This window comes from Phytomonospora sp. NPDC050363 (assembly GCF_040655735.1).
Taxonomy (GTDB): domain Bacteria; phylum Actinomycetota; class Actinomycetes; order Mycobacteriales; family Micromonosporaceae; genus Phytomonospora.
In genome coordinates, this window is the sequence record NZ_JBFAKK010000011.1 from 165868 (window position 1) to 191447 (window position 25580).

28 protein-coding genes and 1 other RNA gene are annotated in these 25580 nt (G+C 72.6%); 21 read left to right on the plus strand and 8 right to left on the minus strand.

All coding sequences use genetic code 11. From position 1 onward, the window contains the following. Window positions 1–22: 22 nt before the first annotated feature. The gene (locus tag AB0I28_RS27515; RefSeq protein WP_357498050.1) at window positions 23–631 is read left to right on the plus strand and encodes a cellulose binding domain-containing protein; all 609 of its coding nucleotides are present in this window, start codon (window positions 23–25) and stop codon (window positions 629–631) included. A 114-nt stretch (window positions 632–745) separates the two neighbouring features. After that, entirely contained in the window at window positions 746–1252 is a 507-nt protein-coding gene (locus tag AB0I28_RS27520; RefSeq protein WP_357498052.1) for a hemerythrin domain-containing protein, read from the plus strand. A gap of 1 nt (window position 1253) precedes the next feature. Here the strand turns inward: AB0I28_RS27520 and AB0I28_RS27525 are convergent, their stop codons facing one another. Continuing rightward, window positions 1254–2054: an S-methyl-5'-thioadenosine phosphorylase gene (locus tag AB0I28_RS27525; RefSeq protein WP_357498054.1), complete on the minus strand. Its 801-nt coding sequence runs from the start codon at window positions 2052–2054 to the stop codon at window positions 1254–1256. A 103-nt stretch (window positions 2055–2157) separates the two neighbouring features. Between AB0I28_RS27525 and AB0I28_RS27530 the strand changes: the two genes are divergently transcribed. The 7 genes from AB0I28_RS27530 to AB0I28_RS27560 all read left to right on the plus strand — a co-directional run bounded on the left by AB0I28_RS27530 (window position 2158) and on the right by AB0I28_RS27560 (window position 8690). Continuing rightward, window positions 2158–3225, plus strand: coding sequence for an NAD-dependent epimerase/dehydratase family protein (locus AB0I28_RS27530; RefSeq protein WP_357498056.1), 1068 nt, complete (start codon window positions 2158–2160; stop codon window positions 3223–3225). Next, the gene (locus AB0I28_RS27535; protein ID WP_357498057.1) at window positions 3222–3872 is read left to right on the plus strand and encodes a glycosyltransferase family 2 protein; all 651 of its coding nucleotides are present in this window, start codon (window positions 3222–3224) and stop codon (window positions 3870–3872) included. The genes AB0I28_RS27530 and AB0I28_RS27535 overlap by 4 nt, the downstream gene beginning before the upstream one ends. Then, window positions 3869–4498 carry a DUF2064 domain-containing protein gene (locus AB0I28_RS27540; protein WP_357498059.1) on the plus strand — a complete coding sequence of 210 codons (630 nt, stop codon included), beginning with the start codon at window positions 3869–3871 and terminating at the stop codon, window positions 4496–4498. Before AB0I28_RS27535 ends, AB0I28_RS27540 begins: the two co-directional genes overlap by 4 nt. After that, a complete protein-coding gene (locus AB0I28_RS27545; RefSeq protein ID WP_357498061.1) occupies window positions 4495–5151 on the plus strand; it encodes a methyltransferase domain-containing protein in 657 nt (218 codons plus the stop codon). Before AB0I28_RS27540 ends, AB0I28_RS27545 begins: the two co-directional genes overlap by 4 nt. Further along, window positions 5148–6473 (plus strand): glycosyltransferase 87 family protein, encoded by a 1326-nt coding sequence (locus tag AB0I28_RS27550; RefSeq protein WP_357498063.1) that lies wholly within the window; start codon window positions 5148–5150, stop codon window positions 6471–6473. Before AB0I28_RS27545 ends, AB0I28_RS27550 begins: the two co-directional genes overlap by 4 nt. Beyond that, window positions 6463–7266, plus strand: coding sequence for an HAD family hydrolase (locus AB0I28_RS27555; protein WP_357498065.1), 804 nt, complete (start codon window positions 6463–6465; stop codon window positions 7264–7266). Before AB0I28_RS27550 ends, AB0I28_RS27555 begins: the two co-directional genes overlap by 11 nt. Before the next feature lie 113 nt (window positions 7267–7379). Continuing rightward, window positions 7380–8690 carry a glycosyltransferase gene (locus AB0I28_RS27560; RefSeq protein WP_357498066.1) on the plus strand — a complete coding sequence of 437 codons (1311 nt, stop codon included), beginning with the start codon at window positions 7380–7382 and terminating at the stop codon, window positions 8688–8690. A gap of 9 nt (window positions 8691–8699) precedes the next feature. Here AB0I28_RS27560 and AB0I28_RS27565 read toward each other — a convergent pair whose 3' ends face one another. Continuing rightward, window positions 8700–9170, minus strand: a complete 471-nt coding sequence (locus AB0I28_RS27565) for an NUDIX domain-containing protein (RefSeq protein WP_357498068.1) — start codon at window positions 9168–9170, stop codon at window positions 8700–8702. Window positions 9171–9185: 15 nt separating this feature from the next. Beyond that, window positions 9186–9740, minus strand: coding sequence for a helix-turn-helix domain-containing protein (locus tag AB0I28_RS27570; protein ID WP_357498070.1), 555 nt, complete (start codon window positions 9738–9740; stop codon window positions 9186–9188). Between the two features lie 92 nt (window positions 9741–9832). Between AB0I28_RS27570 and AB0I28_RS27575 the strand changes: the two genes are divergently transcribed. After that, window positions 9833–10684 carry an NmrA/HSCARG family protein gene (locus AB0I28_RS27575; protein WP_357498072.1) on the plus strand — a complete coding sequence of 284 codons (852 nt, stop codon included), beginning with the start codon at window positions 9833–9835 and terminating at the stop codon, window positions 10682–10684. A gap of 147 nt (window positions 10685–10831) precedes the next feature. On the opposite strand, the gene ssrA is transcribed toward AB0I28_RS27575, so the two are convergent. Then, window positions 10832–11205, minus strand: a transfer-messenger RNA (tmRNA) gene (ssrA, locus tag AB0I28_RS27580). Between the two features lie 375 nt (window positions 11206–11580). Between ssrA and AB0I28_RS27585 the strand changes: the two genes are divergently transcribed. From AB0I28_RS27585 to AB0I28_RS27615, 7 genes are all read left to right on the plus strand, one after another. Further along, complete coding sequence (locus AB0I28_RS27585) at window positions 11581–12015, plus strand: hypothetical protein (RefSeq protein ID WP_357498074.1); 435 nt, start codon at window positions 11581–11583, stop codon at window positions 12013–12015. Window positions 12016–12184: 169 nt separating this feature from the next. Next, window positions 12185–12895 carry a response regulator transcription factor gene (locus tag AB0I28_RS27590; protein WP_357498076.1) on the plus strand — a complete coding sequence of 237 codons (711 nt, stop codon included), beginning with the start codon at window positions 12185–12187 and terminating at the stop codon, window positions 12893–12895. Beyond that, entirely contained in the window at window positions 12888–13901 is a 1014-nt protein-coding gene (locus AB0I28_RS27595) for a HAMP domain-containing sensor histidine kinase (RefSeq protein ID WP_357498078.1), read from the plus strand. The genes AB0I28_RS27590 and AB0I28_RS27595 overlap by 8 nt, the downstream gene beginning before the upstream one ends. 118 nt (window positions 13902–14019) lie before the next feature. Continuing rightward, window positions 14020–14592, plus strand: coding sequence for a YqgE/AlgH family protein (locus AB0I28_RS27600; protein ID WP_357498079.1), 573 nt, complete (start codon window positions 14020–14022; stop codon window positions 14590–14592). Window positions 14593–14671: 79 nt separating this feature from the next. Continuing rightward, entirely contained in the window at window positions 14672–16447 is a 1776-nt protein-coding gene (locus AB0I28_RS27605; RefSeq protein WP_357498081.1) for a heparinase II/III family protein, read from the plus strand. A gap of 104 nt (window positions 16448–16551) precedes the next feature. After that, complete coding sequence (locus tag AB0I28_RS27610) at window positions 16552–17328, plus strand: serine protease (protein ID WP_357498083.1); 777 nt, start codon at window positions 16552–16554, stop codon at window positions 17326–17328. 144 nt (window positions 17329–17472) lie between these two features. Next, entirely contained in the window at window positions 17473–18261 is a 789-nt protein-coding gene (locus AB0I28_RS27615) for a trypsin-like serine protease (protein ID WP_357498084.1), read from the plus strand. 59 nt (window positions 18262–18320) lie between these two features. Here AB0I28_RS27615 and AB0I28_RS27620 read toward each other — a convergent pair whose 3' ends face one another. Beyond that, window positions 18321–18764 (minus strand): rhodanese-like domain-containing protein, encoded by a 444-nt coding sequence (locus AB0I28_RS27620; protein WP_357498086.1) that lies wholly within the window; start codon window positions 18762–18764, stop codon window positions 18321–18323. Between the two features lie 71 nt (window positions 18765–18835). Between AB0I28_RS27620 and AB0I28_RS27625 the strand changes: the two genes are divergently transcribed. Next, the gene (locus AB0I28_RS27625; RefSeq protein WP_357498088.1) at window positions 18836–19816 is read left to right on the plus strand and encodes a helix-turn-helix domain-containing protein; all 981 of its coding nucleotides are present in this window, start codon (window positions 18836–18838) and stop codon (window positions 19814–19816) included. A gap of 50 nt (window positions 19817–19866) precedes the next feature. Beyond that, on the plus strand, window positions 19867–20481 hold the full coding sequence (locus AB0I28_RS27630; RefSeq protein ID WP_357498090.1) for a TetR/AcrR family transcriptional regulator: 615 nt from the start codon (window positions 19867–19869) through the stop codon (window positions 20479–20481). Here the strand turns inward: AB0I28_RS27630 and AB0I28_RS27635 are convergent. The 3 genes from AB0I28_RS27635 to AB0I28_RS27645 form a co-directional block, all read right to left on the minus strand. After that, window positions 20454–21920, minus strand: a complete 1467-nt coding sequence (locus tag AB0I28_RS27635; protein ID WP_357498092.1) for an MFS transporter — start codon at window positions 21918–21920, stop codon at window positions 20454–20456. The two genes, AB0I28_RS27630 and AB0I28_RS27635, sit on opposite strands and share 28 nt — an antisense overlap. A 227-nt stretch (window positions 21921–22147) precedes the next feature. Then, window positions 22148–22594, minus strand: coding sequence for an NUDIX domain-containing protein (locus tag AB0I28_RS27640; protein WP_357498093.1), 447 nt, complete (start codon window positions 22592–22594; stop codon window positions 22148–22150). Window positions 22595–22603: 9 nt separating this feature from the next. Next, complete coding sequence (locus tag AB0I28_RS27645; RefSeq protein ID WP_357498094.1) at window positions 22604–23278, minus strand: (2Fe-2S)-binding protein; 675 nt, start codon at window positions 23276–23278, stop codon at window positions 22604–22606. A gap of 196 nt (window positions 23279–23474) precedes the next feature. On the opposite strand from AB0I28_RS27645, the gene AB0I28_RS27650 reads away from it, so the two are divergent. Both AB0I28_RS27650 and AB0I28_RS27655 read left to right on the plus strand, forming a co-directional pair. Beyond that, window positions 23475–24074 (plus strand): VTT domain-containing protein, encoded by a 600-nt coding sequence (locus tag AB0I28_RS27650; protein WP_357498095.1) that lies wholly within the window; start codon window positions 23475–23477, stop codon window positions 24072–24074. A 9-nt stretch (window positions 24075–24083) separates the two neighbouring features. Further along, window positions 24084–25544, plus strand: a complete 1461-nt coding sequence (locus AB0I28_RS27655; protein ID WP_357498097.1) for a methyltransferase — start codon at window positions 24084–24086, stop codon at window positions 25542–25544. The last annotated feature ends 36 nt before the right edge of the window (window positions 25545–25580 follow it).

Sequence of the window (25580 nt, forward strand, 5' to 3'; positions counted from 1 at the left end):
CGTCGAAGGAAGTGTGGAGTCAATGAGCGGTGCCCGCCGTCGGTGGACCTTCGGAAGCTGGTCGTCCATCATCGCGGTCTTCACGGTGCTCACCGTGGTGTTCGTGGCCGTCTGGCTGATCAACCAGAGCGGCGAGGCCGCGCCCCGGCCCGAAGGCAACAGCGATTTCCCGGTGATCCCCGACTTCGACGACGGGCCCTCGCCCTCCCCGGAGCGGACGGAGAAGGGCGTCGGCGCGGCGGCATCCCCGTCCCCGTCGCCGTCACCCTCCTCGAAGTCCCCGACCCCGCCACCGCCGCCGCCGGAGGCACCGCCGGAGAAGCCCGAGCTGCGGGCGGAGTACAGCTGGGACAGGGAGTTCTGGACGGTTTACAGCACGGTCGTCATCGAGAACACCTCGAACGCGAAAGCCGACGGCTGGACGGTGGTGCTGGTTCTTTCCGAGGGAATGACCGTGCACGGCGCCGACGGGGCGCGTTACCGCGTCGATGGCCACACGGTGACCTTCGAGCCCGACGGCAACTCCAGGGTGCCCGGCAAGGGCGCGGTCGAGTTCACCTTTGAGGGCGCCGCCCCCAATGAGGGCGATCCCGAGGTCAAGTCCTGCACCATCAACGGCGAGAGCTGCTAGCGCCGAGGACTTGACATGGCGCCCGCCGTCATGATCCACTCGTCGCCAGCGTCGCAGTGCACCCGGCACAATTGGCCGCCGAGGGCGCGGAGGCGTGGCAGGCAAGGAAAACGCATGACCACCACCGACCACGACGGGCGCCTCGCGGCGTTCGGAAACCAGCTCGTCGCCGTGCACGTCTGGCTCCGTGAGGAACTCGCGGCACTCGCCGACGGCGTGGACGCCTACCTCTCGGGGGGCGGTGAGCGGCCCCGTGAGCTCCGCGTTCACTGCCTCACCTTCTGCTCGGTCCTCACCCGGCACCACACCGAGGAGGACGGCGAGGTCTTCGGCGCCGTCGCCGCCCGGTTCCCCGAACTGGCCCCGGTCCTCGACGAGCTGCGCGCCGACCACGTGATGGTGAGCGACACTCTCGACCGCATCAAGGCCCTGGTCGAGGGGCTGGACGAGGGCACCGATCCCGGTGAGGCGCTGCGCGTCGGCCGGGAACTCGACACCCTCTCGGCGCTCCTGGAGACGCACTTCCTCTACGAGGAGAAGAAGATCGTCGAGGCCCTCAACGCGCTCGGGGCGGGGATCCTGCCCGACGACGTGATCGCCCGCGTGCTGCCGGGCCCGTGACTCACATCGGCTGCGGCCGCAGGGACGCGCAGTCGCAGCCGGGCTCGGCGGGCAACGCGCTCAGCAGGGCCGCCAGCACGTCGCGGAGCCGGTCGACGTTGCGCGCGAAGTTCGCCAGCACCTCTTGGTGCGTCACACCGCCACCGGCCTCGACGCCGGCGTCGTAGTCGGTGACCAGGCACAGCGGGATGTAGCAGAGGCCGAGCTCGCGGGCGAGCACCACTTCGGGGTGGGCGGTCATGCCGACGATCGACCAGCCCTGCGCCGAGTACCACTGGGACTCGGCGCGGGTGGAGAAGCGCGGGCCCTGGATGACGACCTGCGTGCCGCCGTCGAGGGCCGGCCATCCGGTCGCGGCGGCGGCCTTCACGGCGTCGCGCCGCCCTTCGGGGCAGTAGGGGTCGGCGAAGGTGGCGTGGGCGACGCCCGGCCCGTCGAAGTAGGTCTGCTCGCGGCCGGTGGTGCGGTCGACGAGCTGGTCGGGGACGACGAGGCTGCCGGGCGCGACGTCGGCGCGCAGGCTCCCGACGGCGCCGACGCCGATGACCCTGCGCACGCCCATCGTCTGGAGGGCGTAGAGGTTGGCGCGGTAGGGGACCTTGTGCGGCGGGTGGAGGTGCCCGCGGCCGTGGCGGGGGAGGAAGACGACGTCGCGGCCGCCGAAGGTGCCGGTGGTGAGCGCGTCGCTCGGCGCGCCGTACGGGGTTTCCCGGGTGGTCTCGCGGGCGTCGCCGAGCAGCGAGTACAGGCCGGAGCCGCCGATGACGCCGATCGCGCCGTGCGGTGATGTCGACTGGTTCACGCCGCCCACACTACGGACCGGGCGGCGGCCGAGACCTTACGAATCCCTGACGACCCGGCGATAACGGCCACACCGGGCTTCTGGCGGACTTACGGTGCAGGTCATGCGGGTACTGGTCACCGGCGGCGCCGGTTTCATCGGGGGACACGTCGTCGGCGCGCTGCGCGACGCCGGGTACGAGGTCGTGGTGCTGGACGCGCTGCTCGCGGCCGTCCACGCCGCAAGGCCCGCGCCGCCCGGCGGTGGCGATCCCGGTGTGACACGGCTGCACGGCGACGTCCGCGACCGCGCGGCCGTGGACGCCGCGCTGGCCGGCGTGGACGCGGTGTGCCACCAGGCGGCGATGGTCGGCCTCGGGCGCGACTTCACCGACGCCCCCGACTACGTCTCGTGCAACGAGCTCGGCACGGCGGTGCTGCTGGCCGCGATGGCCTCGGCGGGCGTCGGGCGGCTCGTGCTCGCCGGGTCGATGGTCGTCTACGGGGAGGGCGCCTACCGCTGCGCCGAGCACGGGGCAGTGCGCCCCGCGCCACGGGCCAGGGCCGACCTCGACGCGGGGCGTTTCGAGCCGCCGTGCCCGCGCTGCGGTGAGCCGCTGGAGCCGGGATTGGTCGGGGAGGACGCGCCGGTCGACCCGCGCAGCGTCTACGCGGCGACGAAGGTCGCCCAGGAGCATCTGGCCTCGGCGTGGGCCCGCATGACCGGGGGCCGGGCGGTCTCCCTGCGCTACCACAACGTGTACGGGCCGGGCATGCCGCGCGACACGCCCTACGCGGGGGTGGCGTCCTTCTTCCGCTCCTCGCTGGCCCGGGGCGAGGCACCGCGCGTGTTCGAGGACGGAGCCCAGCGCCGCGACTTCGTGCACGTCGGCGATGTCGCGCACGCCAACCTCGCCGCGCTGACCGCCGGAAACGTCCAGGAGGGAGCGCTCACTGCCTTCAACGTCGCCAGCGGCCGGCCGCGGACCGTCGGCGAACTGGCCGCCGAACTCGCCCGCGCCTGCGGCGGCCCGGCGCCGGTGGTGACGGGGGAGTACCGGCTCGGCGACGTCCGGCATGTCACCGCCTCGATCGAGCGGATCGCCGCGCTGGGGTGGCACCCGCGCGTCGGATTCGCCGAAGGCGTCGCCGAGTTCGCCTCCGCCGGTCCGCGCGAAGGGGTGCCCGCGTGAACGCCGTCGACGTCGTCCTCCCGTGCCTCGACGAGGCCGCCGCGCTGCCGTGGGTCCTGGCGCGGATCCCCGAGGGCTACCGCGCGATCGTCGTCGACAACGGCTCCACCGACGGGTCCCCCGAGATCGCCGCGGAGCTCGGCGCGACGGTCGTCACCGAGCCCCGCCGGGGGTTCGGCGCGGCCTGCCACGCCGGTCTGGAGGCCGCGACCGCGCCGATCGTGTGCTTCTGCGACTGCGACGCCTCCCTCGACCCCCGCCTCCTCCCCACCGTCGCCGACCCGGTCGCCGACGGCCGCGCCGACCTCGTCCTGGGCCGCCGGCGGCCCACCAGCGCCGGCGCCTGGCCGGTGCACGCCCGTCTCGGCAACCTCGTCCTGTCGCGCATGATCCGCCGCCGCACCGGTGTCGGCCTGCACGACCTCGGGCCCATGCGCGCCGCCCGCCGCATCGCCCTCCTCGACCTCGGGATCACCGACCGGCGCTCGGGCTACCCGCTCGAAATGGTCGTCAAGGCCGCCGACACCGGCTGGCGCGTCGGGGAGATCGACGTGCCCTACCTCCCCCGGACCGGCAGGTCGAAGGTGACCGGCACCTGGAAGGGCACCTGGCACGCCGTGCGCGACATGCGGGCGGTGTTGCGGTGACCGCGCTGCTCGTCATCGCCAAGGCCCCGATCCCGGGCCGGGTCAAGACCCGGCTCACCCCGCCCTACTCGCCCGCCGAGGCCGCGTCCCTCGCCGAGGCCGCGCTCGCCGACACCCTCGCCACGGCGGCCGCGCTGCCCGTCGCCCGCCGGATCCTCGTCCTCGACGGCGAACCCGGCCCGTGGCTTCCCGAAGGGTTCGAGGTCGTCGCCCAGTGCGGTGGCGGGCTCGACCAACGCCTCGCCGGCGCCTTCGCCCACGCCGGCGGCCCGGCGCTGCTCATCGGAATGGACACGCCCCAGGCGGGACTCGCCGAGCTCGCGCCCGCGCTCGCCGAGGACGCCTGGGCACGCCACGACGCCTACTTCGGGCCCGCCGCCGACGGCGGCTTCTGGGCGCTGGGCCTCGCCCGGCCCGACGCCTCCCTCATCCTCGGTGTGCCGATGTCGACCGCGGACACCGGCCGCGAGCAACGCGCCCGGCTCGTCGCGGCCGGACTGTCGGTCGGCGAGCTGCCGCCGCTGCGCGACGTGGACACCGCCGCCGACGTCGCCGCGGTCGCCGCCCTCGCCCCGTACGGACGCTTCGCGGCCCGAGCGGCGAAGCTGGGCACGGTGATCGCGTGACCCTCACGTCGGTGGCCACGACCTGGGACCACGACCTCTACGCCGAGGCCCTGCGGACCGGGCGCGGTCCGCTCTTCCTGCGCCGCGCCGACGGCTGGCTCCTCCCGCTGGACGTGGAGCGCTGGTGCGGCGGCGCCGACGACACCGACCTGTCGGTCCTGCGCCGCTGCGCCGGTCCCGTCCTCGACGTCGGCTGCGGTCCGGGCCGTTTCGTCGCCGCCCTCAACGCGCGCGGCGCCATCGCCCTCGGCATCGACGTCAGCCCGGCGGCGGTCGCGCGGACCGTCCTCGGCGGCGGCAGCGCCGAGTGCCGCTCGGTCTTCGACCCGCTGCCCGGGGAGGGCACGTGGGGCACGGTCCTGCTGATGGACGGCAACATCGGCATCGGCGGTGACCCGGTCGCGCTCCTGCGCCGCGCCGGGCATCTGGCGAGCGCGGGCGGGACGCTCCTCGCCGAGGTCGCGCCGGTCGACGTCGATGAACGCCTCAGCGTGCACGTCGACAACGGCAACGGCGGCCGTGGACGCGCTTTTCCGTGGGCGCGGCTCGGCGCGCGGGCACTGCGCCTGCTCGCCGAGGGGACCGGCTGGGCGCCCGTCGAGTCGTGGACCGGCGGTGAGCGGGCCTTCCTCGCGCTGCGCAGGCGGATGTGAAGGCACGGACCGTCCTGACAGGCGCACTGGTCGCGGCAGTGGCGGCGGCGACGGCGGCGGGTATCGGCGGCACCACTCAGGTGGGGCCGCTGTTCCGCTGGTACGCCGTCGCCTGGGCGCTGTTCGCCGCGGCCGCGTGGGCCGTGCGCGGCCTCCCCGCCCGGCACGCCGCCGTGCTCGTGCTGGCCGGTGGCGCGCTCGTCGCGGGGTCCGGCCTGCTCGCCCAGCCGCGCACCAGCGACGACGCCTACCGCTACGTGTGGGACGGGCGCGTCCAGGCCGCCGGGATGTCGCCCTACGACCGCACGCCCGCCGACCCCGCCCTGAGCCGACTGCGCGACGACGCGCTCTTCCCGCCGGGCGGCGACTGCACGGGCATGTGGGACGCCGGCGACACCTGTACGCGCATCAACCGGCCCTTCGTCCACACCGTCTACCCGCCCGTCGCCGAGGGCTACTTCCTGCTGGTCCACGCACTGTCTCCCGGCGTCGACGGCATCACCGCGTTCCAGGCGGCGGGCTGGCTGCTGGCGATGGGCACGTCCGTGGTCCTTCTGCGAACCCGCCGGCCCGCCTGGGCGGCACTGTGGGCGTGGTGCCCGGCCGTCGCCCTCGAAGCGGTCAACAACGCCCACGTTGACGCCCTGGCGACGCTGCTCACCGTCGCCGCCTTCGCCATCGTCGCGCGCCGGGCCGTCGCCGGGGGAGCACTGCTCGGCGCGGGCATCGGCGCCAAGCTCCTCCCGGCGGTCACCATCCCGGGCCTGCTGTCGGGAGCGCTTCGCGAACGCCGGTGGCGCGCACTGCTCCCGGTCGGCGTCGCGCTCGCCGTCCTCGTCGCCGCCTACCTCCCCTATGTGCTCCTCTCGCGCGGCTCGGTCCTGGGCTACCTGGGCGGCTACGCCGACGAGGAGGGCTACGAGGACGGCGGCGGCGGACGCTTCGCGCTCCTCCGGCTGCTCCTCCCCGCCGCCTGGGAGGCACCCGCCGTCCTGTTCGCCCTCACCGCGGCCGCCCTGCTCGCCGTGGCCGCCGCCGTCGGACTGCGCGGTGATCCGGCGCGACCGTGGCGGGGCGCGCTGGTCTTCACCGCAACGGCCTTCCTGCTCCTGACGCCCGGCTACGCCTGGTACGCGCTGCTGCTCATCGGACTGGTCGCCCTCGACGGCCGCTGGGAGTGGCTCGCCGTCGCGGTGGCCTCGGCGGTGACCTACGCGCCCGGCGAGTACGCCCACGTCGAGACCGCCGCCTACACGCTGTCGGCCGTCGTCGTCGTCACCGGCGCCCTCGTCCGAGGGAGATACTTGACGCGTGCACCGTAGACCCCGCCTGGTGGCCACCGACCTCGACGGGACGTTGCTGCGCAGCGACGGCACCGTCTCCGCCTACACCCTCGACGTCCTCGACCGCGCCCGCGAGTCGGGCGTCGACGTCGTCGCCGTGACCGCGCGCTCGCCGATCGGCATCGAGGCCGTCGCCGAGGACACCGGCCTGATCGGCACGGCCATCATCGGCAACGGCTCGATGCTCTACGACCTCGACGCGCGCCGGCTCCTGTCGTCGACGGTGATCTCCGCCGCCGCCGCCCGCGCCGCCGCCGAGGAGGCGCGGTCGGTCATCCCCGACGCCGGCTTCGCCGTCACCAACGGCCTGAGCATGTTCGCCGACGCCTCCTACGGCGCCGTCACGATGCTGTTCCACATCCGGACCGTCGTGGCACCCGACGAACTCTGGGCCGCGCAGGACATCGTGCGCCTCTACATGCACTCCCGCTCGCTCGACACCGACGCGATGTTCGAGCGCGTCGCGGGCCTCGGATCGGTGTGGATGCACGCCGGCGGCGAGTCGATGCTGGAGTTCGGCGCGCCCGGCGTCACCAAGGCCAGCGCCCTGCGGGACCTGTGCGACGCGCGCGGCATCGCCGCCGCCGACGTCGCCGCCTTCGGCGACATGCCCAGCGACCTGGAGATGCTCGCCTGGGCCGGCCACCCGCACGCGGTCGCCAACGCCCACCCGCTGGTGCTGGCCGCGGTCAGCCGGCGCGCTCCCGCCAACGACGAGGACGGCGTCGCCAAGGCCGTCGAAGGGCTGCTGTTCGGCCCGCCCGCGGCGTGAGCATCACCGGACGTTCACGGGCGCTGAACTTCACCGTCACGCCCCCATCCTCCACGCTGGATACGGTGATGCCACACCCCTGACGTGCACTTTCACCGGGAACGAGACGGCCGATGCCACATCTGACGGCTACCGCGGCGATCGAGGCCTTAACCGCACCGCCGGCCGGGCGCCCACTGCGGATCCTGCTGGTCACCGACAACTACACGCCCAACCGGGACGGCGTCACCACCTCCGTGGTGAGCCTCGCGCAGGGTCTGACCGCGCTCGGCCAGGAGGTCGCCGTCCTGGCACCACGAGCCCGGGGGACCTACGGCACCCCGGGCACCCGGACCTTCCTGGCGCCGGCGATCCGCGCGGTCGGCGACTACCACCTGAGCTGGGCCACACCGCGCTCCGTGCGCGCCCTGGCCGAGGAATTCGGCGCCGACCTGGTGCACGTCCACACGCTCGGCCCGCTCGGGCTCGCCGCCGCCGCGGGCTCCCGCCGAAGCGGTACGGCGTGCGTGCTGACCTGGCACACCGACCTGCTCGCCTACTGCCGCGACTACCCGGCCATCAACCTCGCGATCCCGCTGTCGCACATCCTGTGGTCCTTCCCGGGGGAGCTGCCCCGCGCCTGGCGCTCCACGCGCCGGTCGGTGGCCGCCGCGCTGCGCCGCCGGGGACAGACCGAGGCCAACCGCGCGACGCTGGCCGAGGCGCTCGCCTACTTCGACCACGTCATCGCGCCTTCCCACAAGGCCGCCGGGACCCTTCCGTGCGAGCGAGCCGACCAGCGCGTGCACTTCGTGCCCTCGGCCGAGATCTCCGCCCCGGCCCCGCCGGAGCCCGCGGCCGCCGAGGTCCTGGCGCGCGTCGGCAGGCGGCCGGTCGTCGTCTTCGTGGGGAGGCTGTCGGGGGAGAAGAACTTCGAGACGCTGCTGCGGTCGACGGCCCGCGACGTGCTGCGCCGGTGTCCCGACGCGCTGCTCCTCGCGATCGGCGACGGGCCGCTGCGACAGCGCTTCGAGGCCCTCGCCGCCGACCTGGGCGTCGCCGACTCGGTGATGTTCACCGGCGCCGTCCCCAACGCGGCGGTGCGCCAGATCCTGCCGCGCTGCACGCTGCTCGCGCAGCCGTCCCTCACCGAGACGCAGGGCCTCGTCCTCGCGGAGGCGGCCTCGGCCGGTGTGCCCGCCGTGGTGCTCGACCGGGCTCTCGACGGGCTCGTCGAGCACGGTGTCACCGGCTACGTCGCCGACGGCGTCGCGGACTTCGGGTCGCTGATCGCCGCACTCGTGCTCGCGCCCGAACTGCGCGACCGGCTGGGGGCGCGGGCGCGGGAGGCCACCGTCGGGTACACCTCGGAGCGCTTCGCGGCGCGGGTGCTGGAGATCTACCGGCAGGCGGAGGTGTCGGGAGGGAGCCTGTCGGTGCGGTGACGTGGGTGGTCAGGACCCTTCGAGCCCTTCCACCAGCCTCCCCAAGAACCCCACCTGCCCCTTCACCAGCTTCTCAGCCGCCGTGTCCACGTCCATCCACTCCGCGCGGTCGACCTCCGGGAACGCCTCGAACCTCCCCGACCTCGGTGGCCACTCCAGCTCGAAGGTCCCCGGCGTGATCGCCTCGGCGTCGAACTCGGCCTCGCGCGCGAACACGGTCAGCCGCTTACCGCTCGACACGCGCAGCTCGCCCAGCTCCAGGTACTCCCCGCCCGGCGGGACCGGTGAGCCCAGCTCCTCGGCGAACTCCCGCTCGGCGGCGGCCAGCGGCGTCTCGAGTTCGGTGTGCTCGCCTTTCGGGATCGACCAGGCTCGTGCGTCCTTGCGCGCCCAGAAGGGCCCGCCCATGTGGGCGATGAGGACTTCGAGCCCGTCGCCGCTCCGGCGGTACAGCAGGATTCCCGCACTCAGCTTCGGCACGTCTTCCGACTCTAGTCAGCCATCGGTGGCCACGCCCTCCATCGCCACGCGCAGGAGCCGGTCGAGTCTGGCGCCGGAGTCGGGCGCGTACTCGCTGGCCCACACCAGACCGGCGACCAGCGCGAGCAGTTCGTTCGCCGTGAGGTCGGCGCGGACGGCGCCGGCCTCCTGAGCGCGGGCGAGGAGCACGCCCCCGGCGTCGCGCATGGCTTGGCAGGAGGCGTGCAGCTGGGATGCCCCGTCGCGCAGGGCCTCCATCACCGACTCCGGGAGCCCCCGGATGGTGCGCTGCTCGACGGCGACCTCGCGCAGCCAGGTCAGGAGGGCGTCGAGCGGGTCGGTCCCGGCGAGTTCGCCGGCGCGCTCGGCGAGGCGGTCGAAGTCGTCGCGCAGCAGGGCTTCCAGCAGGGCCTCGCGGGCGGGGAAGTGCCGGTAGAGGGTGCCGATGCCGACTCCGGCGCGGCGGGCGACGTCGCGCAGGGAGGCGTCGGTGCCGTGCTCGGCGAAGGCCTCCCGGGCGGCGTCGAGGAGCACCTGATGGTTGCGGCGGGCGTCGGAGCGCGCGGGCATGTGTGACCTCACTCACCTTGCTATCCGGAGCGCTGCTCCGTTACGGTTCGGAGCACCGCTCCATTTCGCTCGAGAGTAGCAAGGGGACCACCATGCGAACCATCCTCGTCACCGGCGCCACCGGCCAGCAGGGCGGCGCCGCCGCCCGTCACCTCCTCAAGGACGGCTGGCACGTCCGCGCGCTCGTCCGCGACCCCGCCAAGGCCGCCGGTCTCGCCGCCGCCGGAGCCGAACTCGTCGTCGGCGACATGGCCGACCGCGCCTCCCTCGACGCCGTCGCCGCCGGTGCCCACGGCGTCTTCAGCGTGCAGCCGGCCAACTTCGGCGGCGTCGTCGTCGACGAGGTCGCCCTGGGCGTCAACGTCGCCGACGCCGCGGCCGCCGCCGGCGTCGAGCACCTCGTGTACACCTCCGTCGGCGCCGCCGACCGCGCCGACGGCCACAGCGCGTGGGCCACTAAGGCCGCCATCGAGAAGCACATCGAGGGACTCGGTGTCCCCACCACCGTGCTGCGGCCGGTCATGTTCATGGAGAACCACGCCCACCCGGTCATCGGCGTGCGCGGCGAGTACGCGGTCCTGCGCCTGGTCCCGCCGACCTCGCGGGTGCAGCTCATCGCCGTCGAGGACATCGGCGCCTTCACCGCCCTCGCCTTCGCCGACCCCGACCGCCACGCCGGGAAGGGCTACGAACTCGCCGGTGACGAACTTCCCCGCGAGGAGCTCGTCGCGGCGATCAGCGCGGTCACCGGACCGATCGACATCTCACCGCACAGCGTGGAGACCATGCGGGCGATGGGCATCGGCGACGGCGTGCTGCGCGGCGAGCAGTCCTACGGCGACTGGCACGCCGACATCCCGGCCCTGCGCGAGATCCACCCGGGGCTGCTCACCTTCGCCGACTGGCTGAAGACCGACGCCGGCGCGAAGCTGCGCCGGGAGTGAGGGGCGCGGCCTCGCGGTAGGTCGAACGGTCTGCGGGGCGGGTCGGCGCGAGCGGGAACAGTCGCCGCCACAACACAACGAAGGCCGCCCCTGACGGGACGGCCTTCGGCACAAGGGCTGTGCGGACCTCGCCTACAAGGTCCGTACTGGTGGAGCTGCCGGGAATTGAACCCGGGTCCTTCATCGCTTCAACAGGGCTTCTCCGTGCGCAGCTCGCTGTGTCTTTCCTCAAGCCCCACCGATCACGCGAGCAAGTCGGTGTGACGGGCTCCAGCCACGGTACTTTTCGGGTCCAGGCCCTGTGGCCAGTCCTGGCGCCCTAGCGTTCTAAATGATGCCGGCAAACCGGGACGAACGCGGCTCCCGGGCCGGCACCTTCACTGTCGCTTAGGCAGCGAGAGCGAAGGAAGTGCGCTTAGAGTTGGCACTTGTTGGTTTCCGACACTGATTAACGAGACACTGTCGGCATCCTCGGCACGCTTCCCCTGAATCGACGCACAAAGTCGAAACCAGTCAGCCCCCTGTGTTGTTGTCCGCTAAGAGTAACGCCTGGACCGCGCCCGCGCATTCCGGTTACGCCCGGCGCGTCTGACCTGGGGATTCGACGTCGGCAGGCGCGGGGAGGGGCGCGCCGGGCCGAGCGCGCACCGGCCCGGCGCGAACCAGCGGCCGCATCCGCCACTCGGGCCCCACCGTGCCACCGGCGAATCCCGTGCGCAGGCGTGACGACATCAGGTGACCGCTCGGTAGCTCTGGACATCGTCCGGCTCCATGGCCGATCATCTAGGGAAGCCCGCTGACGGATGACCGATACTGGCTGGGTGGCATCGCCTCGGTGACACCGCCTCGGTATGACCGCTTGCCGGTCGGTCGGTAGGCACCGAAGGAGGTGCGCCATGGCGGCGACACCCCAGTACGGAGTCGACTATCTCGACAACATCGACCAGCTGAAGCAGTACGCGGCCTCCGACATTCGCGAGTGGAGACTCGTGGCGGGGGAGGAGATCTGGCGGTCACGGCTCAGGCAGAGCGTCTACGCACTGCGCGACGCCTTCTACGCGCACGTCGCGGCGACCGAGGGCCCCGGCGGCCTCTACCGCGAGTTGTGCGACGCGGCCCCGCGCCTGGAACGACGGGTCGCGGCCCTGCGCCGGGACAGTTCACACCTGGCGTCGGCGATCGACCTGCTGCTGATGCGCAGCGAGCACGCGCGGCCGGAGTGGGTGCGGCGATGGTCGCGGGAACTGGTCGCCGAGATGGACCGGCATCGGGAGATGGGGGCGGAGTTGCTGTACGAGGCTTACGTCCAAGACCTCGGCGGGGAGACCTGAGCGGGAGTTCGCCCTACGGTGGCCGTTCGCGTGCCGCGAAGGCGGACCGCCGTAGTGGTGGAGTGGGGAGACCTGAGCGGGAGTTCGCCCGGCCCTCAAGATCCTTACGTCTCCGTGACATCCCGGCCCGTCCCCGCCTCTCCGCCCCACGGGCGCTTACCGTTGCCCCATGGCAGCCGAAGCACCGCACGTCCTGGTCGTCGACGACGACCCGACGGTGAGCGACGTCGTCCGCCGCTACCTGGAGCACGCGGGCTTTCGCGTCACGCTCGCCGCCGACGGCGTGGCGGGTCTGCGCGCGTTCCGTGAGGGCGCGCCGGACCTCGTCGTCCTCGACCTGATGCTGCCCGGTGTCGACGGCATCGAGGTGTGCCGAGTGCTGCGGTCCACATCGGACGTTCCGGTCGTGATGCTCACCGCGCTCGGCGAGGAGGCCGACCGGATCCTCGGGCTGCGCGTCGGCGCCGACGACTACGTCACCAAACCCTTCTCCCCCCGCGAACTGGTCCTGCGGGTGCAGTCGGTGCTGCGCCGGGTCGCACCGGCGGGCCGGGCGGCGGCATCCGAGGTCCTCGCCGACGGCGGCCTCGTCGTCGACGCCGGCGCGCGAACGGCCACATTGGACGGTGCCGCGCTCGCCCTGACCGTCCGGGAGTTCGACCTGCTGGCGCATCTGCTGCGCCACCCCGGCCGCGCCTTCCGGCGCGCCGAACTCCTCGAAGAGGTCTGGGGCTGGAACTTCGGCGACCAGTCGACCGTCACCGTCCACGTCCGCCGCCTGCGGGAGAAGGTCGAGGCCGACCCCGCCGACCCCCGGCGCATCCGCACCGTCTGGGGCGTCGGCTACCGTTTCGAACCCGCGGAGCCCGCCGATGCGTGACCTGATCCTCGTCGGCCTCCTCGCGCTCGCCGGCTCCCTGGCCGTGGCGATCCCCGGCGCGCTCGTCCTGCGGCGGTTGCGCGGCCGCAGCGTCACCGCGCACGTCGGCGGCGTCCTCGCCGTGACCGTCCTGGCCGTCACCGCCGGCGTGGTCAGCACGTCCCTGGCGATGTTCATCAACGAGCACGACCTGACCGTCCTGCTCGTCGTGCTGGCCGTCGCGGGCGTGGTGAGTCTGTCGGTCGGCCTGTGGCTGGGCCGGCGGCTGACCGCCGAGGCGATGTGGGCCGCCGAGGCCCGCGAGCGCGAGCGCGCCCTCGAAGCGGGCCGGCGCGACCTGGTCGCCTGGGTCAGCCACGACCTGCGCACGCCCCTCGCGGGCATGCGCGCGATGGCCGAGGCGCTGGAGGACGGCATGGTCGCCGACGCCGGCACCGTCGCCGACTTCCACCGGCGCATCCGCGTCGAGTGCGACCGGATGGCCGCCCTCGTCGAGGACCTCTTCGAACTCTCCCGCATCAACGCCGGGGCGCTGCGGCTGACGATCGAGTCGCTGTCCCTGCGCGACGTGGTCTCCGACGTCGTCGCCGCCGTCGCGCCCGTCGCCGACGCCAAACGCGTGCGGCTCGTGGCCGTCGACGGCGCCTGGCCGGTGGTGCGCGGCAGCGAGAAGGAACTCTCGCGCGTGGTCGCCAACCTTCTCCGCAACGCCATCAGCAGCACTCCCGCCGACGGGACCGTCACCGTCACCGGTGGGGGTGACGGCGACGCCGGATGGTTCGCGGTGACCGACACCTGCGGCGGCATCGCCGACGATGACCTGCCTCGCCTCTTCGACGTCGCCTTTCGCGGCGAAAGCGCCCGGACACCGGCCGGAACACCCGGCGGCGGACTGGGTCTGGCCATCGTCCGCGGGCTCGTCGAAGCGCACCGCGGCGAGGTATCAGTCGCGAACGTGACTCACGGATGCCGCTTCACAGTCAGGATCCCGGCCGCTACGGTGTGATCGTCACCGTCCGGTGTCGGTAGAGGTACTGTGCAGTGCCCGGTTCACCCGCTAACGTGCGTGGGGTAGGTACGGCGTACCGCGCGAAGGGAGGGAAACGGTGTCTGAGGAGACCGGAATGATCGACTACCGGACCGTCGCGTCCCTCTCCGGGCGCCTGCTCGTGGCGAGCCCGGTGCTCAAGGATCCGAACTTCGACCGGACCGTCGTGCTCCTGCTCGGCCACGAACCCGACGGCGCCCTCGGTGTCGTCCTCAACCGCGCCACCGAGATGCCGGTGACCGATGTTCTCGAAGGCTGGGACGGGCTCATCCCCGAACCGGCGGTCGTCTTCGAGGGCGGGCCGGTGCAGCCCGAGTCGGCCATCGCCGTCGCGCGTCTGCGCACCGACGTCAGCCAGCCCGACTGCTTCCGCACCTTCGCGGGCCGTCTGGGCACCCTCGACCTGGCCGCCGACCCCGAACCGCTGGCGGACTCGCTGGACGGCCTGCGGATATTCGCCGGGTACGCCGGCTGGGGGCCCGGGCAGCTGGAGAACGAGATCGACGAGGGCGCCTGGCTGGTCTTCGACGTCCTGCCCGGCGACGCGTTCTCCCCGACCCCGGAGGAGCTGTGGCCGATGGTCTGGCGCCGGCAGGTCGGGCTACTGGCGGCCGTCGCCTTCTATCCGGCCGACCCGGGGATGAACTAGAGTTCACGGCGATCTTGTGAACGTGCTCAGTTCTGTTCGATTCTGAGCATTCGCCGCACTGTGGACGGAGACCCCCGCCGTGTACACCCTGACGCAGATCCGCGCCGCCATCGACGAGGCCGCGCCGACCCCCATCCTCGACGAAGCCGCCTTCCGCGCCGTCGCCGAACGGCCCGAACTCGCCGAACTCCTGGCCGGAGTCCGTGCCGAGGCCGCCGACACCGCACCGCTCCCGGAACTCACCCACGAGCTCTACGGCCGCTACGTCCGCGACGGCGACCGCATGGCCTACGAGCGCCGCTACTTCGCGCGCCGGGGCCGGCTCGCCGCCCGTGCCGCAGCCGCCCTCGTCGACCGCCGGCCCGAAGACCTCGCCCGGCTCGACGAAGTGCTGTGGCAGATCTGCGACGAGTACAGCTGGTGCCTGCCGGCGCACAAGTACCACGCCGATCTCTTCGGCCGCACCCCCGACCTCGGCGTCGACCTCTTCGCCGCCGAGACCGCGCACACCCTTGCCGAGACCGTCGGCCTGCTGCGCGGCGAGCTCGACCCCGAGACCGTCGCGCGCGTCGAGAACGAGGTCCGCCGCCGGGTCCTGGCGCCCTGGCTCGACGACATCCGGCCGCAGCACTGGGAGACGATGACCAACAACTGGTCGGCCGTCTGCGCCGGCGCCGCCGGGATGGCCGCGCTGTGGCTCGACGAGGGCGAGCCGCGCCGCCTCACCGGGATCATCGACCGGGCGCAGCGCGCCATGGCCGTCTTCCGCTCCGGCTTCGAAGCCGACGGCGGCTGCCCGGAGGGCCTGTCCTACTGGGTCTACGGATACGGCTACTTCGTCTACTTCGCCGATGCCCTGCGCGCCCGCACCGGCCTCGACATGCTCCCCGAGACCGCCGCCATCGCCGCCTTCCCGGCGGTCGTCGACTTCGGCGAGGGTCGCTGCGTCAGCTTCTCCGACGGCGGCGAGGACGCCTGGGTCCCGACCGGCCTCGCCTCGCACCTCAACGCCCGGCTCGGCACGACCGTCCCCGAGCTCACCGGCGTCCCGGACTTCGCCGCCGACCACTGCCACCGCTGGGCTCACCTGTCGCGCAACCTGCTGTGGACCGACCCGGAGCTGATCGGCCGCCGCGGTCCCGACCGCCGCGACTACCTCCCGGACCTCGCCTGGGTCGTCGACCGCTCCACTGTGGACGGCGTGCGCATCGGCTTCGCCGCCAAGGGCGGGCACAACGCCGAACCCCACAACCACAACGACCTCGGCCACTTCCTGCTCTACTGCGGCGGGGAGCAGCTGCTGGCCGACCTCGGCGCCGGCCTCTACGACAAGTCCTACTTCTCGCCGCAGCGCTACGACTCGATCTACCCCTCCGCCGAGGGCCACTCCGTGCCGGTCATCGACGGTGCCGTCCAGCAACCCGGCCGCGACCGCGAAGCCGTCGTGCTCGCCCACCGCGACACCGGCGAGGGCGTCCACTTCGCCCTCGACCTTTCGGCGGCCTATGACATCGAGGGATCCTTCACTCGCGTCCTCGACTGGTGGAGCACCGGCGAACTGTCCATCAGGGACCGCTTCACCACCGCGGGCCTGCCCCTCGTCGAGCGTTTCGTCAGTCGCGTCGAACCGGCCCTCGGCGACGGGATCATCGTCTGGCGCGGCGAACACGGTCAGGCGACCCTGACCTACGCGGCCGAGCACTTCACCGCGACGGCCGACCGGATCGAGACCGTCGACCACCACGAGAACCCCGACGTCGTCCACCGCCTCCACCTCACCGGGACCACCGCCGCCGAGCACTCCTTGACGATCACGCTGGAGGTGTTCGACGGGGAGATCCTTGAGGAGTCTTGACAGCCCGCCGCCCGACATGGGAGACATGTGGGCACAGGACGTCCGATCCTGTGTGGAAACGACAGTCCATGGTGGACCGTCATAGTTCCCTTGGAGGCCAAGGCATGTCAAGACTCCTCCCGCGCCGGGTCGCGTTACTCCTCGGCGCCCTCGCCCTCGTTGTCCTCGGTGGTCTCGCGGCGAACCCGGTACACGCCGCACCCCCCGGAGACGGCGGGGGCGTCATCACGCCCGACATCGTCGGCGGCGGATACGCCACCACCGGCCGGCCGTGGATCGCGGCCCTGCACAACAACGGCTCCTTCACCTGCACGTCGAGCCAGATCTCGGCGAGCTGGATCCTCACCGCCGCGCACTGCGTGCCCAACAACTCCGGCTACTCGGTGCGGATCGGCTCGCTCAACCGCTCCTCGGGCGGCACGGTCCGCACGATCGACCAGGTCGCGCGCCACCCCGGCTTCAACTGGCCGGCCTACGACATCGCGCTGCTGCACATGTCGCAGCCGTTCGCCAACAGCTACGCGCCCATGGCCAAGACCTCGGCCGACTTCGCCGTCAACCAGGCCGCCACCGTCTACGGCTGGGGTTCGGAGCACGCCGACTGGAGCGGTCCGCTGCCCGAGCGCCTGAAGTTCGCCAACGGGTACGTGTCGAGCACGTCCTGCGCGAGTTCGGTGATGCCGGCGATCTGCACGCAGACCAACGGATCGGTGGCCGGCGGGGACTCCGGCGGGCCGGCGATCGTGTTGAGCCCGGTCACCGGGACCTACCTGCTGTCGGGAGTCTGCGCGGTCGGCCACAAGCCCGCCGGTTCGGGATGGGCGGCGTACACGCCGATCTTCCGGCACTGGTCGTGGATCGCCGGCGTGACCGGTCTGTAGACCCCGAGCCGGGGCGGCGGCGGGCACGGCCGCCGCCCCTTTCCCTTGCGCGCCAACGGAAGCCGCCTACTGGGATGAGTCTTGACAACCTTGTCGCAGTCTGGCAGACACGTATAAACCAACCCTCGACCCCCAAGGAGAGACATGTCCGTCAAACCTCTTCTCCGTCGAATCGGCTTACTGTCCGCGACGGTTCTGCTCGCCCTGTTCACCTCGCTCGCGGCGTCCCCGGCATACGCCTCGACCACCGGAAACGGTGGAGGTGACGGCGGTGTCATCACCCCCGACATCGTGGGGGGCGGCGTCGTCGGCGACGTCAAGCCCTGGATCGCGGCCCTCCATCACGACGGCGGGTTCACCTGCACCTCGACGCAGATCTCGGCGAGCTGGATCATCACCGCCGCGCACTGCGTCCCCAACGACACCGGCTACTCGGTGCGGATCGGCTCGCTGACGCGTTCCTCAGGCGGCACGGTCGTCGCCGTCGACCAGGTCATCCGCCATGAGGGCTTCGACTGGCCCACCCACGACATCGCGCTGCTGCACCTGGCGACGCCCTTCCAGAACACCTACGTCTCCATCGCCGGCCAGTCCGGCGACATCCAGCTCAACCAGGCGCTGACCCTCTACGGCTGGGGTTCGGAGAACCCCGACTGGTCGGGTCCGCTCCCGGAGAACCTCAAGTACGCCGACGGATACCTCTCGGGCACCGGCTGCCACAGCGATGCCGCGCCGCTGCTGTGCACGCAGACCGACGGCTCGGTCGCCGGCGGCGACTCCGGCGGCCCGGTGTTCGTGCAGAGCCCGGCGACGGGCGGCTTCGTCCAGGCGGGCGTGTGCGCGCTCGGCTGGCAGCCGGCCGGCAACGGCCAGGCCGGGTACACGTCCATTCCCCTGCACCGTGACTGGATCACCCAGCACACGGGTGTCTGACCGACCTGGGGCGGGAGGTGGGTCCCCGGCGTCTCGGGACGCCGGGGACCCACCGGAAGTCAGCAGGAGCAGGCGATGCCCGGGGGAGCGGTGAGCGGGTCGGCCGGACGGCGGGCGGGGCCGTCGGCGGTGTCGTACCCGAAGCCCTCGCGGACCCAGTACTCGAAACCGCCGAGCATCTCCTTGACCCGGTAGCCGAGTTCGGCGAAGGCGAGGGCGGCCTTGGTGGCGCCGTTGCACCCGGGACCCCAGCAGTAGACGACGACCGGCCTGTCCTGGTCGACGAGCCCTCCGGCCCGGTGGCGGACCTTGCCGGTCGGCAGGTGCAGCGCGCCGGGGATGTGGCCGGCGTTCCACGACTCGATCGACCGCGTGTCGACGACGGTGACCTTGAGCTTCTTCTCCACGATCTCGTGCACGTCGCTGACGTCGGTCTCGAAGGCGAGCCGGGCGCTGAAGTGGGCGGCGGCCGCGGCGTTGGGAGCGGGTGCTGTCTGCGTCATGCGCTTGATCCTTCCCGCCGCCGGGCGCGGCCGGAAGTGGCGTGAACGCCCATCACCGCTAAGATCACGCCATGCCGACTCTCGCCGCGCCCACCCGTCCGCACCGGGTCGCCGTCCTGGTCACCGAGGGGATGGCGCCCTTCGAGTTCGGTTCGGTCGTCGAGGTCTTCGGGCTGCCCCGGCCCGAGATCGACGGGCCCTGGTACAGCCTCGACGTGTGCGCCGAGCGGCCCGGCGCGCCGATGCGAATGGTCGGCGGGTTCAGCCTCGTCGCCGAGAGCGGTCTGGACGTCTTCACCGCCGCCGACACGCTCATCGTCCCGGCCGTACCCGAGACCCGCCGGAGCCCGTCGGCGGCCGTGGTCGAGGCGATCCGCGCCGCGCACGAGCGCGGAGCCCGCGTCGTGTCGATCTGCTCGGGCGCCTTCGCGCTCGCCGCCGCGGGCCTCCTCGACGGACGGGAGGCGACCACGCACTGGCGCTACGCCGGCCTGCTCGCCGAGCGCTTCCCCAAGGTGCGCGTCAACCCCGGCGTCCTCTACGTCGACCACGGCGACGTGCTCACCAGCGCCGGAAGTGCCGCCGGACTCGACCTGTGCCTCCACCTGGTGCGCGGCGACCACGGCGCCCGCGTCGCCAACACCGTCGCCCGCCGGCTCGTCGTCCCCCCGCACCGCGAGGGCGGGCAGGCGCAGTTCATCGAGGCCTCCGTCCTCGACCGCGAAGAGTCCGACGGCGTCGCCGAGGCGATGGGCTGGGCGCTGGCGAACCTCACCGCGACGATCACCGTCGCCGACCTGGCCGGGCGCGCGCACATGTCGCCGCGCACCTTCATCCGCCACTTCACCCGCCGCACGGGGACCTCGCCGATGCGGTGGGTCATCGCCCAGCGGGTCGCGGCGAGTCTGCCGCTCCTTGAGGACGGCGACGCGCCCGTGACCAGGGTCGGCGCCCTCGTCGGCTTCGACAGCCCGGTCACCTTCCGGCACCACTTCACCCGGGCGATGCGCACCAGCCCCTCGGCCTACCGGCGCACGTTCAGTACGGTCTGACCTGGCCCCCGCTAGGCTGGCGTGGTCGCCGGCGAAGGAGATGATCACCCATGGCGGAGTCTGCGGGCCCCCGTCTGCGGCTCAACCCCGAGCGCGAGGCGGCGATCCTCTCCGCGGTCCGCGAGCTGATCGCCGAGGTCGGCTACGACGCGATGCGCATCGACCAGGTCGCCGCGCGCGCCCACGCCAGCAAGGCGACCATCTACCGCCGCTGGTCGGGCAAGGCCGACCTGGCCATGGCGGTCCTGAATCGGCTGAACACCCTCCCTCCCGAGCGCGAGTCGACCGGCGACCTGCGCGCCGACCTGCTCGTGGTCCTGCGCGACCACCTCGGTTCGCACCATGAGGATCAGGCGTTCATGTCGGGCATCGCCGCGGCCCTCCAGCGCGACGACGAGTTGCGCGGCATGGTGCGCGAGCAGTTCGTCGTGCCTTTCCGGGCGGCCGCCCTGCGCGCGCTGCGGTGGGCGTGCGAGCGCGGGGAGCTGTCGGAGGGACTGCTGGACAACCGCCTCCTGCCGGAAGTCCTGCCCGCGATGTGCATGCGCCGCAAGTGGTTCGAGGTCGTCCAGTCCGACGACGAGTTCGCCGCCGAACTGGTCGACACCATCCTGATCCCGCTCGTGCGCGGACTCGATCAGGCCGCCACGGTGACCTCGCGCTGAGGCTCGGGCACGTCCGGTTTCGGGGCGCGCGGTGTGCGGATGAGCAGCAGGACCGTCAGCAGGGCGAGGAACAGGAAGCCCGCCGACCAGCCGAAGGCGACGCCGAATCCGTGCGTCGCGGCGGCGTCCGGGCCGCCGGAGCCGGTGTAGGCCGCCGCCGCCGAGATCGCGATCGTGTTCAGCAGCGCCGCGCCGATCGAGCCGCCGATCTGCTGGCCGACGTTGGTCAGCGCCGAGGCGGCACCGGTGTCCTCCGGCCGGGCGCCCAGGGTCGCCAGGCCGATGACCTTCCCGAACGCCATCCCCATGCCGAGGCCGAACAGCAGCATCGGCCCCAAGAGCTCGGTGGCGAAGGACCCGTCGACGTCGATGCGGGTCAGCAGGAGCATGCCGATCGTCGTCGAGGTCAGACCGGCGGCGATGACCCGGGCGGCGGAGAAGCGCCCGCCGAGGCGGCCGACCACCACCGTGGACACCAGCACCATCATGCCGGTCATCGGGAGGTAGCCGAAGCCGGTCTCCAGCGGGCTGTAGTCCTTGACGCCCTGCATGAAGTAGGTGGTCATGAGGAACATGCCGTAGTTCCCGCAGACCATCAGCAGGATTGTCAGCAACGCACCCGCGCGCGTGCGGTCGGCCAGGATCCGCAGGGGGACCAGGGGCGCCTTCGCCCTGGTCTGCCAGCCGACGAAGGCGAGCAGCGAGACGACGGAGGTGACGAGCAGGCCGATGATCTCGGGGGACCCCCAGCCCTCGGCCTCGGCGCGCCCGAAGGCGAAGACGAGGGCGGTGATGCCGAGGGTGCCCAGGACGGTGCCGGGGACGTCGAGCCGGGCGCGGCGCGCGGCCGGCACGTTGACGAGGAGGCGCCCGCCCGCGACGGCGGCGGCGATGGCGACGGGGACGTTGACGTACATGGTCCAGCGCCAGTCGAGGAACTCGGTGATCACGCCGCCTATGAGCAGTCCGAAGGCTCCGCCGGCCGCGCCGACCACCCCGTACAGCCCGAAGGCCCTGCCGCGCTCGCGCGGGTCGGTGAAGGTGACGACGATCAGGGACATGATCGTCGGGGCGAGCACCGAGGCGAACACGCCCTGGAGAACCCGGCCGGTGAGAAGCATGGCGGCGTTGGTCGCGGCGCCCGCGAGGGCCGAGGCCGCCGCGAAGCCGAGCAGTCCGGCGACGAAGGTGCGCTTGCGGCCGAGGAGGTCGCCCAGGCGCCCGCCGAGCAGGAGCAGTCCGCCGAAGGTGAGCGTGTAGGAGGTGACCACCCACTGGCGGTCGCCGTCGGAGAGCCCGAGTTCGGCCTGGGCGGAGGGGAGGGCGATGTTGACGATGACGGCGTCGAGCATCAAGACGAGCTGGGCGCCGGCGATGACGGCGAGAGCCCACCAGCGGCGCGGGTCGCGCTCGGCTGCCGGGGCGTGCGGAGAGGCCATGGAGGTTCCTTGGGGCGGGAGGTGTTGTGTACGAAACGGTTTCGTACACCAAATGGACCCTAGGTGGCACCGCGAGCCATGACAAGACGTGCGGAGGAGGGGTGATCGGGCTCACGGCGCGCCTCACCGGTCGCTACCCGCTACGTCCTCTTCCGTTCTCGCGGTCGCCGACCTGCCTGGTGCACACCACCGCCATCAAGGGACCCGTTGCACCGCTCCCGCGGCCGTCACCACCCGGCGGCGCCGAAGGCCTTCCCCGATCTCCACAGCTCCCAGCCCTGCTCGGTGTAGGGCACCGTCTCCTCGGGCGCCCGCTCCGCCGGGAACCAGCGCAGCCCGCCGCACTTGTGCGGCTCGGCGTTCACCGGTTCGCCGAAGCGGGCCGCGTCGAGCTCCACCGGGTAGAACAGCCCGATCCGGCCCTGCCCCTCGGGTGAGCGGATGTGCAGGACTCTCGGTGCGGGGAGGTCCTCCGGCGTCAGCTTCAGCCCGATCTCCTCCCAGGCCTCGCGGCACACGGCGGCGTCGACCGGCTCACCGTCGTCGAGCTTTCCCGAGGGGAAGTTCCACTGGCCGTCGCCGTAGCCGGTGTTCTCCCGCAGCGCGAGCAGGACCTCTTCCCCGCGGGTGAGGATCAAGAAGACGTCCACGGGGCTCGTGTAGTGGGTTCCCATGTTCGCAGGTTAGAGCCCCGGTACGACAGAACGGGCGGGCACCGGGCAGTCGCCGCAGGCCCCGCCACCGGGGAGTTTCAGGAACAGGCAGCACGTCCGGCGCAGCCCCGGAGCGGTGAACGCCCCCGCGAGCGGCGGGCGCGCCAGCAGTTCCGCGAGCAGGCGCGCGCCTTCCGGGCGAAGCCCCGGCGGCAGGACCTTCACCGCGCCGGCGAGCGCGGACGCGGCGTTTCCCGCCTGGAGGGTCGGGGCCAGCGCATGGCGCAGTCGGGCGGTCAGCGGAGTGAGGTGCAGGTCGGTGATCGCGTGCGAGAGCTTTTCGAGGCCGTCCAGCCGCGCGCCTTCGCCCAGCGCGAGGCGCAGTCCGCCCGCCGCGGTCTGCCGCACCACCAGCGCCCCGGGTGGGATGACCAGAGCCTTCCCCGCGACGACGGCCGCGCCGAGGATCGGCGAGAGCAGCCGCGCCAGGTACCCCAGTTGCGCCACCGACAGCAGTACCCTCCGGTCACCGCCGAGGCGGGTGCCGGTCCGGTCGGCGATCACCGGCCAACCGTCGCCTTCGTACAGTTCGGCGGCGGTGTACTGGTGAGACTCCGGCCACGCCTCGGCTCCGGCGTCGGGGAGGCCGAAGAAGCCGCCGAGCCCGGCGACCCGGTCCAGGAGTGTCCGTACGTCAGCGTTCATCCCGTTCATCCCCTGCGTTCCGCACTCTCAGGTCCGCCTCAGTGGCCGACAGGTACCCTCCCGACGAAGGGCGTTCATGTCCTTCGGGCAGAGCCGACGGTGCACATCACAGCTCGTCTCCGTCGACGCCGCGCCGACGGTACGGCAAGCTGGACAGGCTCGCCGGACCCCGAGAAGGGACAGTCCCACCACCGCGATGGTCACCCAGATCGCCGAACTGCTCAGCTCACCATGGATGCTCGCCCTGGTGATGGTCTCGATCATCCTCGATGTGTTCGTGCCCGTGCTGCCCAGCGGCTCACTGCTGATCGTGGCGGTCGTCTACGCGGGCAAGCACGACGGGACTCTCGCCCAGATGCTGATGCTGTTCATCGCCGGCGCGGTCGCCTCCACCATCGGCGACAACCTCGCCTACCGGGCCATCCGGCCGGGAGCTGGTCCCGCCCACCGCCTCCTGGCGCGCATGCCGAGAGTCGCCAAGGTCAACGAGACCATGCGCGAGACGCTCCGCGCCCGCCCGAAGAGCACCATGACCTTCGCCCGGCTCATCCCGACCGGACGGACACTGGCCACCGCCGTCGCGGCCACCGACCCGGAGATGCCGCGCAAGGACTTCCAGACAGCCTCGGCCGTCGCCGCCGTCGTGTGGGCGGCCTACACCGTCGCCATCGGCTACCTCAACGCCCTGCTCTTCGAGACCGGCTGGGTGAGCGTGGCCGTCGGCGTCGCCGCCGCCTTCGCCGTCGGCACGGTCCTGGCCCGCAGCCGCCGCGCCGTCGCCCTGACCTCCCCATAGGATCTCCGGGTGCGGATTCCCACCGGCGACATCGACCGACTTCGCGAGGCCCTTGCGGCCGCCTCCTTCACGCCCGACGGCATCACCGCACGGCTCGGGGCGCCCGCGCGCGCTGCCGCCGACCGCGGCGACCACCGCGCGGCGCTGGCCGCGACCTCGCGACTCGACGCCCTCGACGTGCTCATCCGGCTGTTCGTGTGCCGCGTCCCCGTCGCCGCCGCGCCGGTCGCCGAGGCCCTCAAACCGCTCGACCTCGAAGCCGCTCACGCCTGGGGCCTGCTCACCCGCGACGGCGACGACCACAGCGCCGGCCTCGCCCTCACCCCCTACGGCGACTTCCACGTCCTGTCCGACGCGCCCGCCGCCCCCGGCCGGGGCCTCGACACCGAGCACGTCCTCGGCGTCGGCGGCGCCTCGACGACCCTGACGGCGGCGACCCTGCGCCGCCCCGTCGGCAGCGCCCTCGACGTCGGCACCGGCTGCGGCGTCCAGGCACTGCACCTGTCCGGGCACGCCGAACGCGTCACCGCCACCGACCTTTCCGAACGCGCCCTGGCCTTCGCCGCCGCCAACGCCCGCCTCAACGGACTCGACTGGGAACTCCTGCGCGGCGACATGCTCGCCCCCGTCGCGGGCCGCCGCTTCGACCTCGTCGTGTCCAACCCGCCCTTCGTGATCGGCGCCGGCGACGCCACCTTCACCTACCGCGACTCCGGCCGCGCGGCCGACGGCGTCTGCGCCGAACTCGCCGCCGCCGCGCCCACCCTGCTCAACCCCGGCGGGACCCTCCAGTTCCTCGCCAACTGGGTGCACGTGAAAGGCCAGGACTGGCGGACGCGCGTCGGCGGCTGGTTCGACGGCACCGGCTGCGACGTGTGGGCCGTCCAGCGCGACGTCACCGACCCCCTCGACTACGTCCGCGTCTGGCAGCGCGACGCCGCCGAATCCCACGACCCGCACGCGATGGCCGCGTGGCTCGACTGGTTCGACGCCAACGACGTCGAAGGCGTCGGCTTCGGCATGGTCACCGCCCGCCTCTCCGGCCGCGACGAACCCATCGTGAACTGCGACGACATCCGGCACCAGGTCCAGGCGCCCTACGCCGACCGGATCGCCGAATGGTTCGACCGCCACGACCTGATCGCCGAGCTCACCCCCGAACGCCTCCTCGCCGGCCGCCTGCGGCTGACCGAGGGCGTCGAACTGCGCCAGGAGGCGAGCCTCGGCGAGGACGGCTGGGAGGTCGGCCGCCAACTGCTCGCCCAGACCGCCGGCATGCGCTTCGCCGAAGAGGTCGACCCCCTGCTGGTCGCCTTCCTCGGCGGCTGCACCGGACAGGTCCCCGTCCGCACTCAGATCGCGCTGCTCGCCGCCGCCCACGAGGCACCCGACGGCCTGCTGGCCGCCTCGCTCGCGCCCGTCATCGGCCACTTCGTACAGCGGGGATTCCTCACCGTCCACGAAGGATGACGTAGCCGGGCTACCGAACACGCCCGGAAACCGTAG

Excerpts from the sequence above, each read along its gene's own strand:
- AB0I28_RS27515 (WP_357498050.1), top strand. The coding sequence starts at position 23 with ATGAGCGGTGCCCGCCGTCGGTGGACCTTCGGAAGCTGGTCGTCCATC.
- AB0I28_RS27520 (WP_357498052.1), top strand. The coding sequence starts at position 746 with ATGACCACCACCGACCACGACGGGCGCCTCGCGGCGTTCGGAAACCAG.
- AB0I28_RS27530 (WP_357498056.1), top strand. The coding sequence starts at position 2,158 with ATGCGGGTACTGGTCACCGGCGGCGCCGGTTTCATCGGGGGACACGTC.
- AB0I28_RS27560 (WP_357498066.1), top strand. The coding sequence starts at position 7,380 with ATGCCACATCTGACGGCTACCGCGGCGATCGAGGCCTTAACCGCACCG.
- AB0I28_RS27570 (WP_357498070.1), bottom strand. The coding sequence starts at position 9,740 with ATGCCCGCGCGCTCCGACGCCCGCCGCAACCATCAGGTGCTCCTCGAC.
- AB0I28_RS27575 (WP_357498072.1), top strand. The coding sequence starts at position 9,833 with ATGCGAACCATCCTCGTCACCGGCGCCACCGGCCAGCAGGGCGGCGCC.
- AB0I28_RS27585 (WP_357498074.1), top strand. The coding sequence starts at position 11,581 with ATGGCGGCGACACCCCAGTACGGAGTCGACTATCTCGACAACATCGAC.
- AB0I28_RS27590 (WP_357498076.1), top strand. The coding sequence starts at position 12,185 with ATGGCAGCCGAAGCACCGCACGTCCTGGTCGTCGACGACGACCCGACG.
- AB0I28_RS27595 (WP_357498078.1), top strand. The coding sequence starts at position 12,888 with ATGCGTGACCTGATCCTCGTCGGCCTCCTCGCGCTCGCCGGCTCCCTG.
- AB0I28_RS27600 (WP_357498079.1), top strand. The coding sequence starts at position 14,020 with ATGATCGACTACCGGACCGTCGCGTCCCTCTCCGGGCGCCTGCTCGTG.
- AB0I28_RS27610 (WP_357498083.1), top strand. The coding sequence starts at position 16,552 with ATGTCAAGACTCCTCCCGCGCCGGGTCGCGTTACTCCTCGGCGCCCTC.
- AB0I28_RS27615 (WP_357498084.1), top strand. The coding sequence starts at position 17,473 with ATGTCCGTCAAACCTCTTCTCCGTCGAATCGGCTTACTGTCCGCGACG.
- AB0I28_RS27620 (WP_357498086.1), bottom strand. The coding sequence starts at position 18,764 with ATGACGCAGACAGCACCCGCTCCCAACGCCGCGGCCGCCGCCCACTTC.
- AB0I28_RS27625 (WP_357498088.1), top strand. The coding sequence starts at position 18,836 with ATGCCGACTCTCGCCGCGCCCACCCGTCCGCACCGGGTCGCCGTCCTG.
- AB0I28_RS27630 (WP_357498090.1), top strand. The coding sequence starts at position 19,867 with ATGGCGGAGTCTGCGGGCCCCCGTCTGCGGCTCAACCCCGAGCGCGAG.
- AB0I28_RS27635 (WP_357498092.1), bottom strand. The coding sequence starts at position 21,920 with ATGGCCTCTCCGCACGCCCCGGCAGCCGAGCGCGACCCGCGCCGCTGG.
- AB0I28_RS27640 (WP_357498093.1), bottom strand. The coding sequence starts at position 22,594 with ATGGGAACCCACTACACGAGCCCCGTGGACGTCTTCTTGATCCTCACC.
- AB0I28_RS27645 (WP_357498094.1), bottom strand. The coding sequence starts at position 23,278 with ATGAACGCTGACGTACGGACACTCCTGGACCGGGTCGCCGGGCTCGGC.
- AB0I28_RS27650 (WP_357498095.1), top strand. The coding sequence starts at position 23,475 with ATGGTCACCCAGATCGCCGAACTGCTCAGCTCACCATGGATGCTCGCC.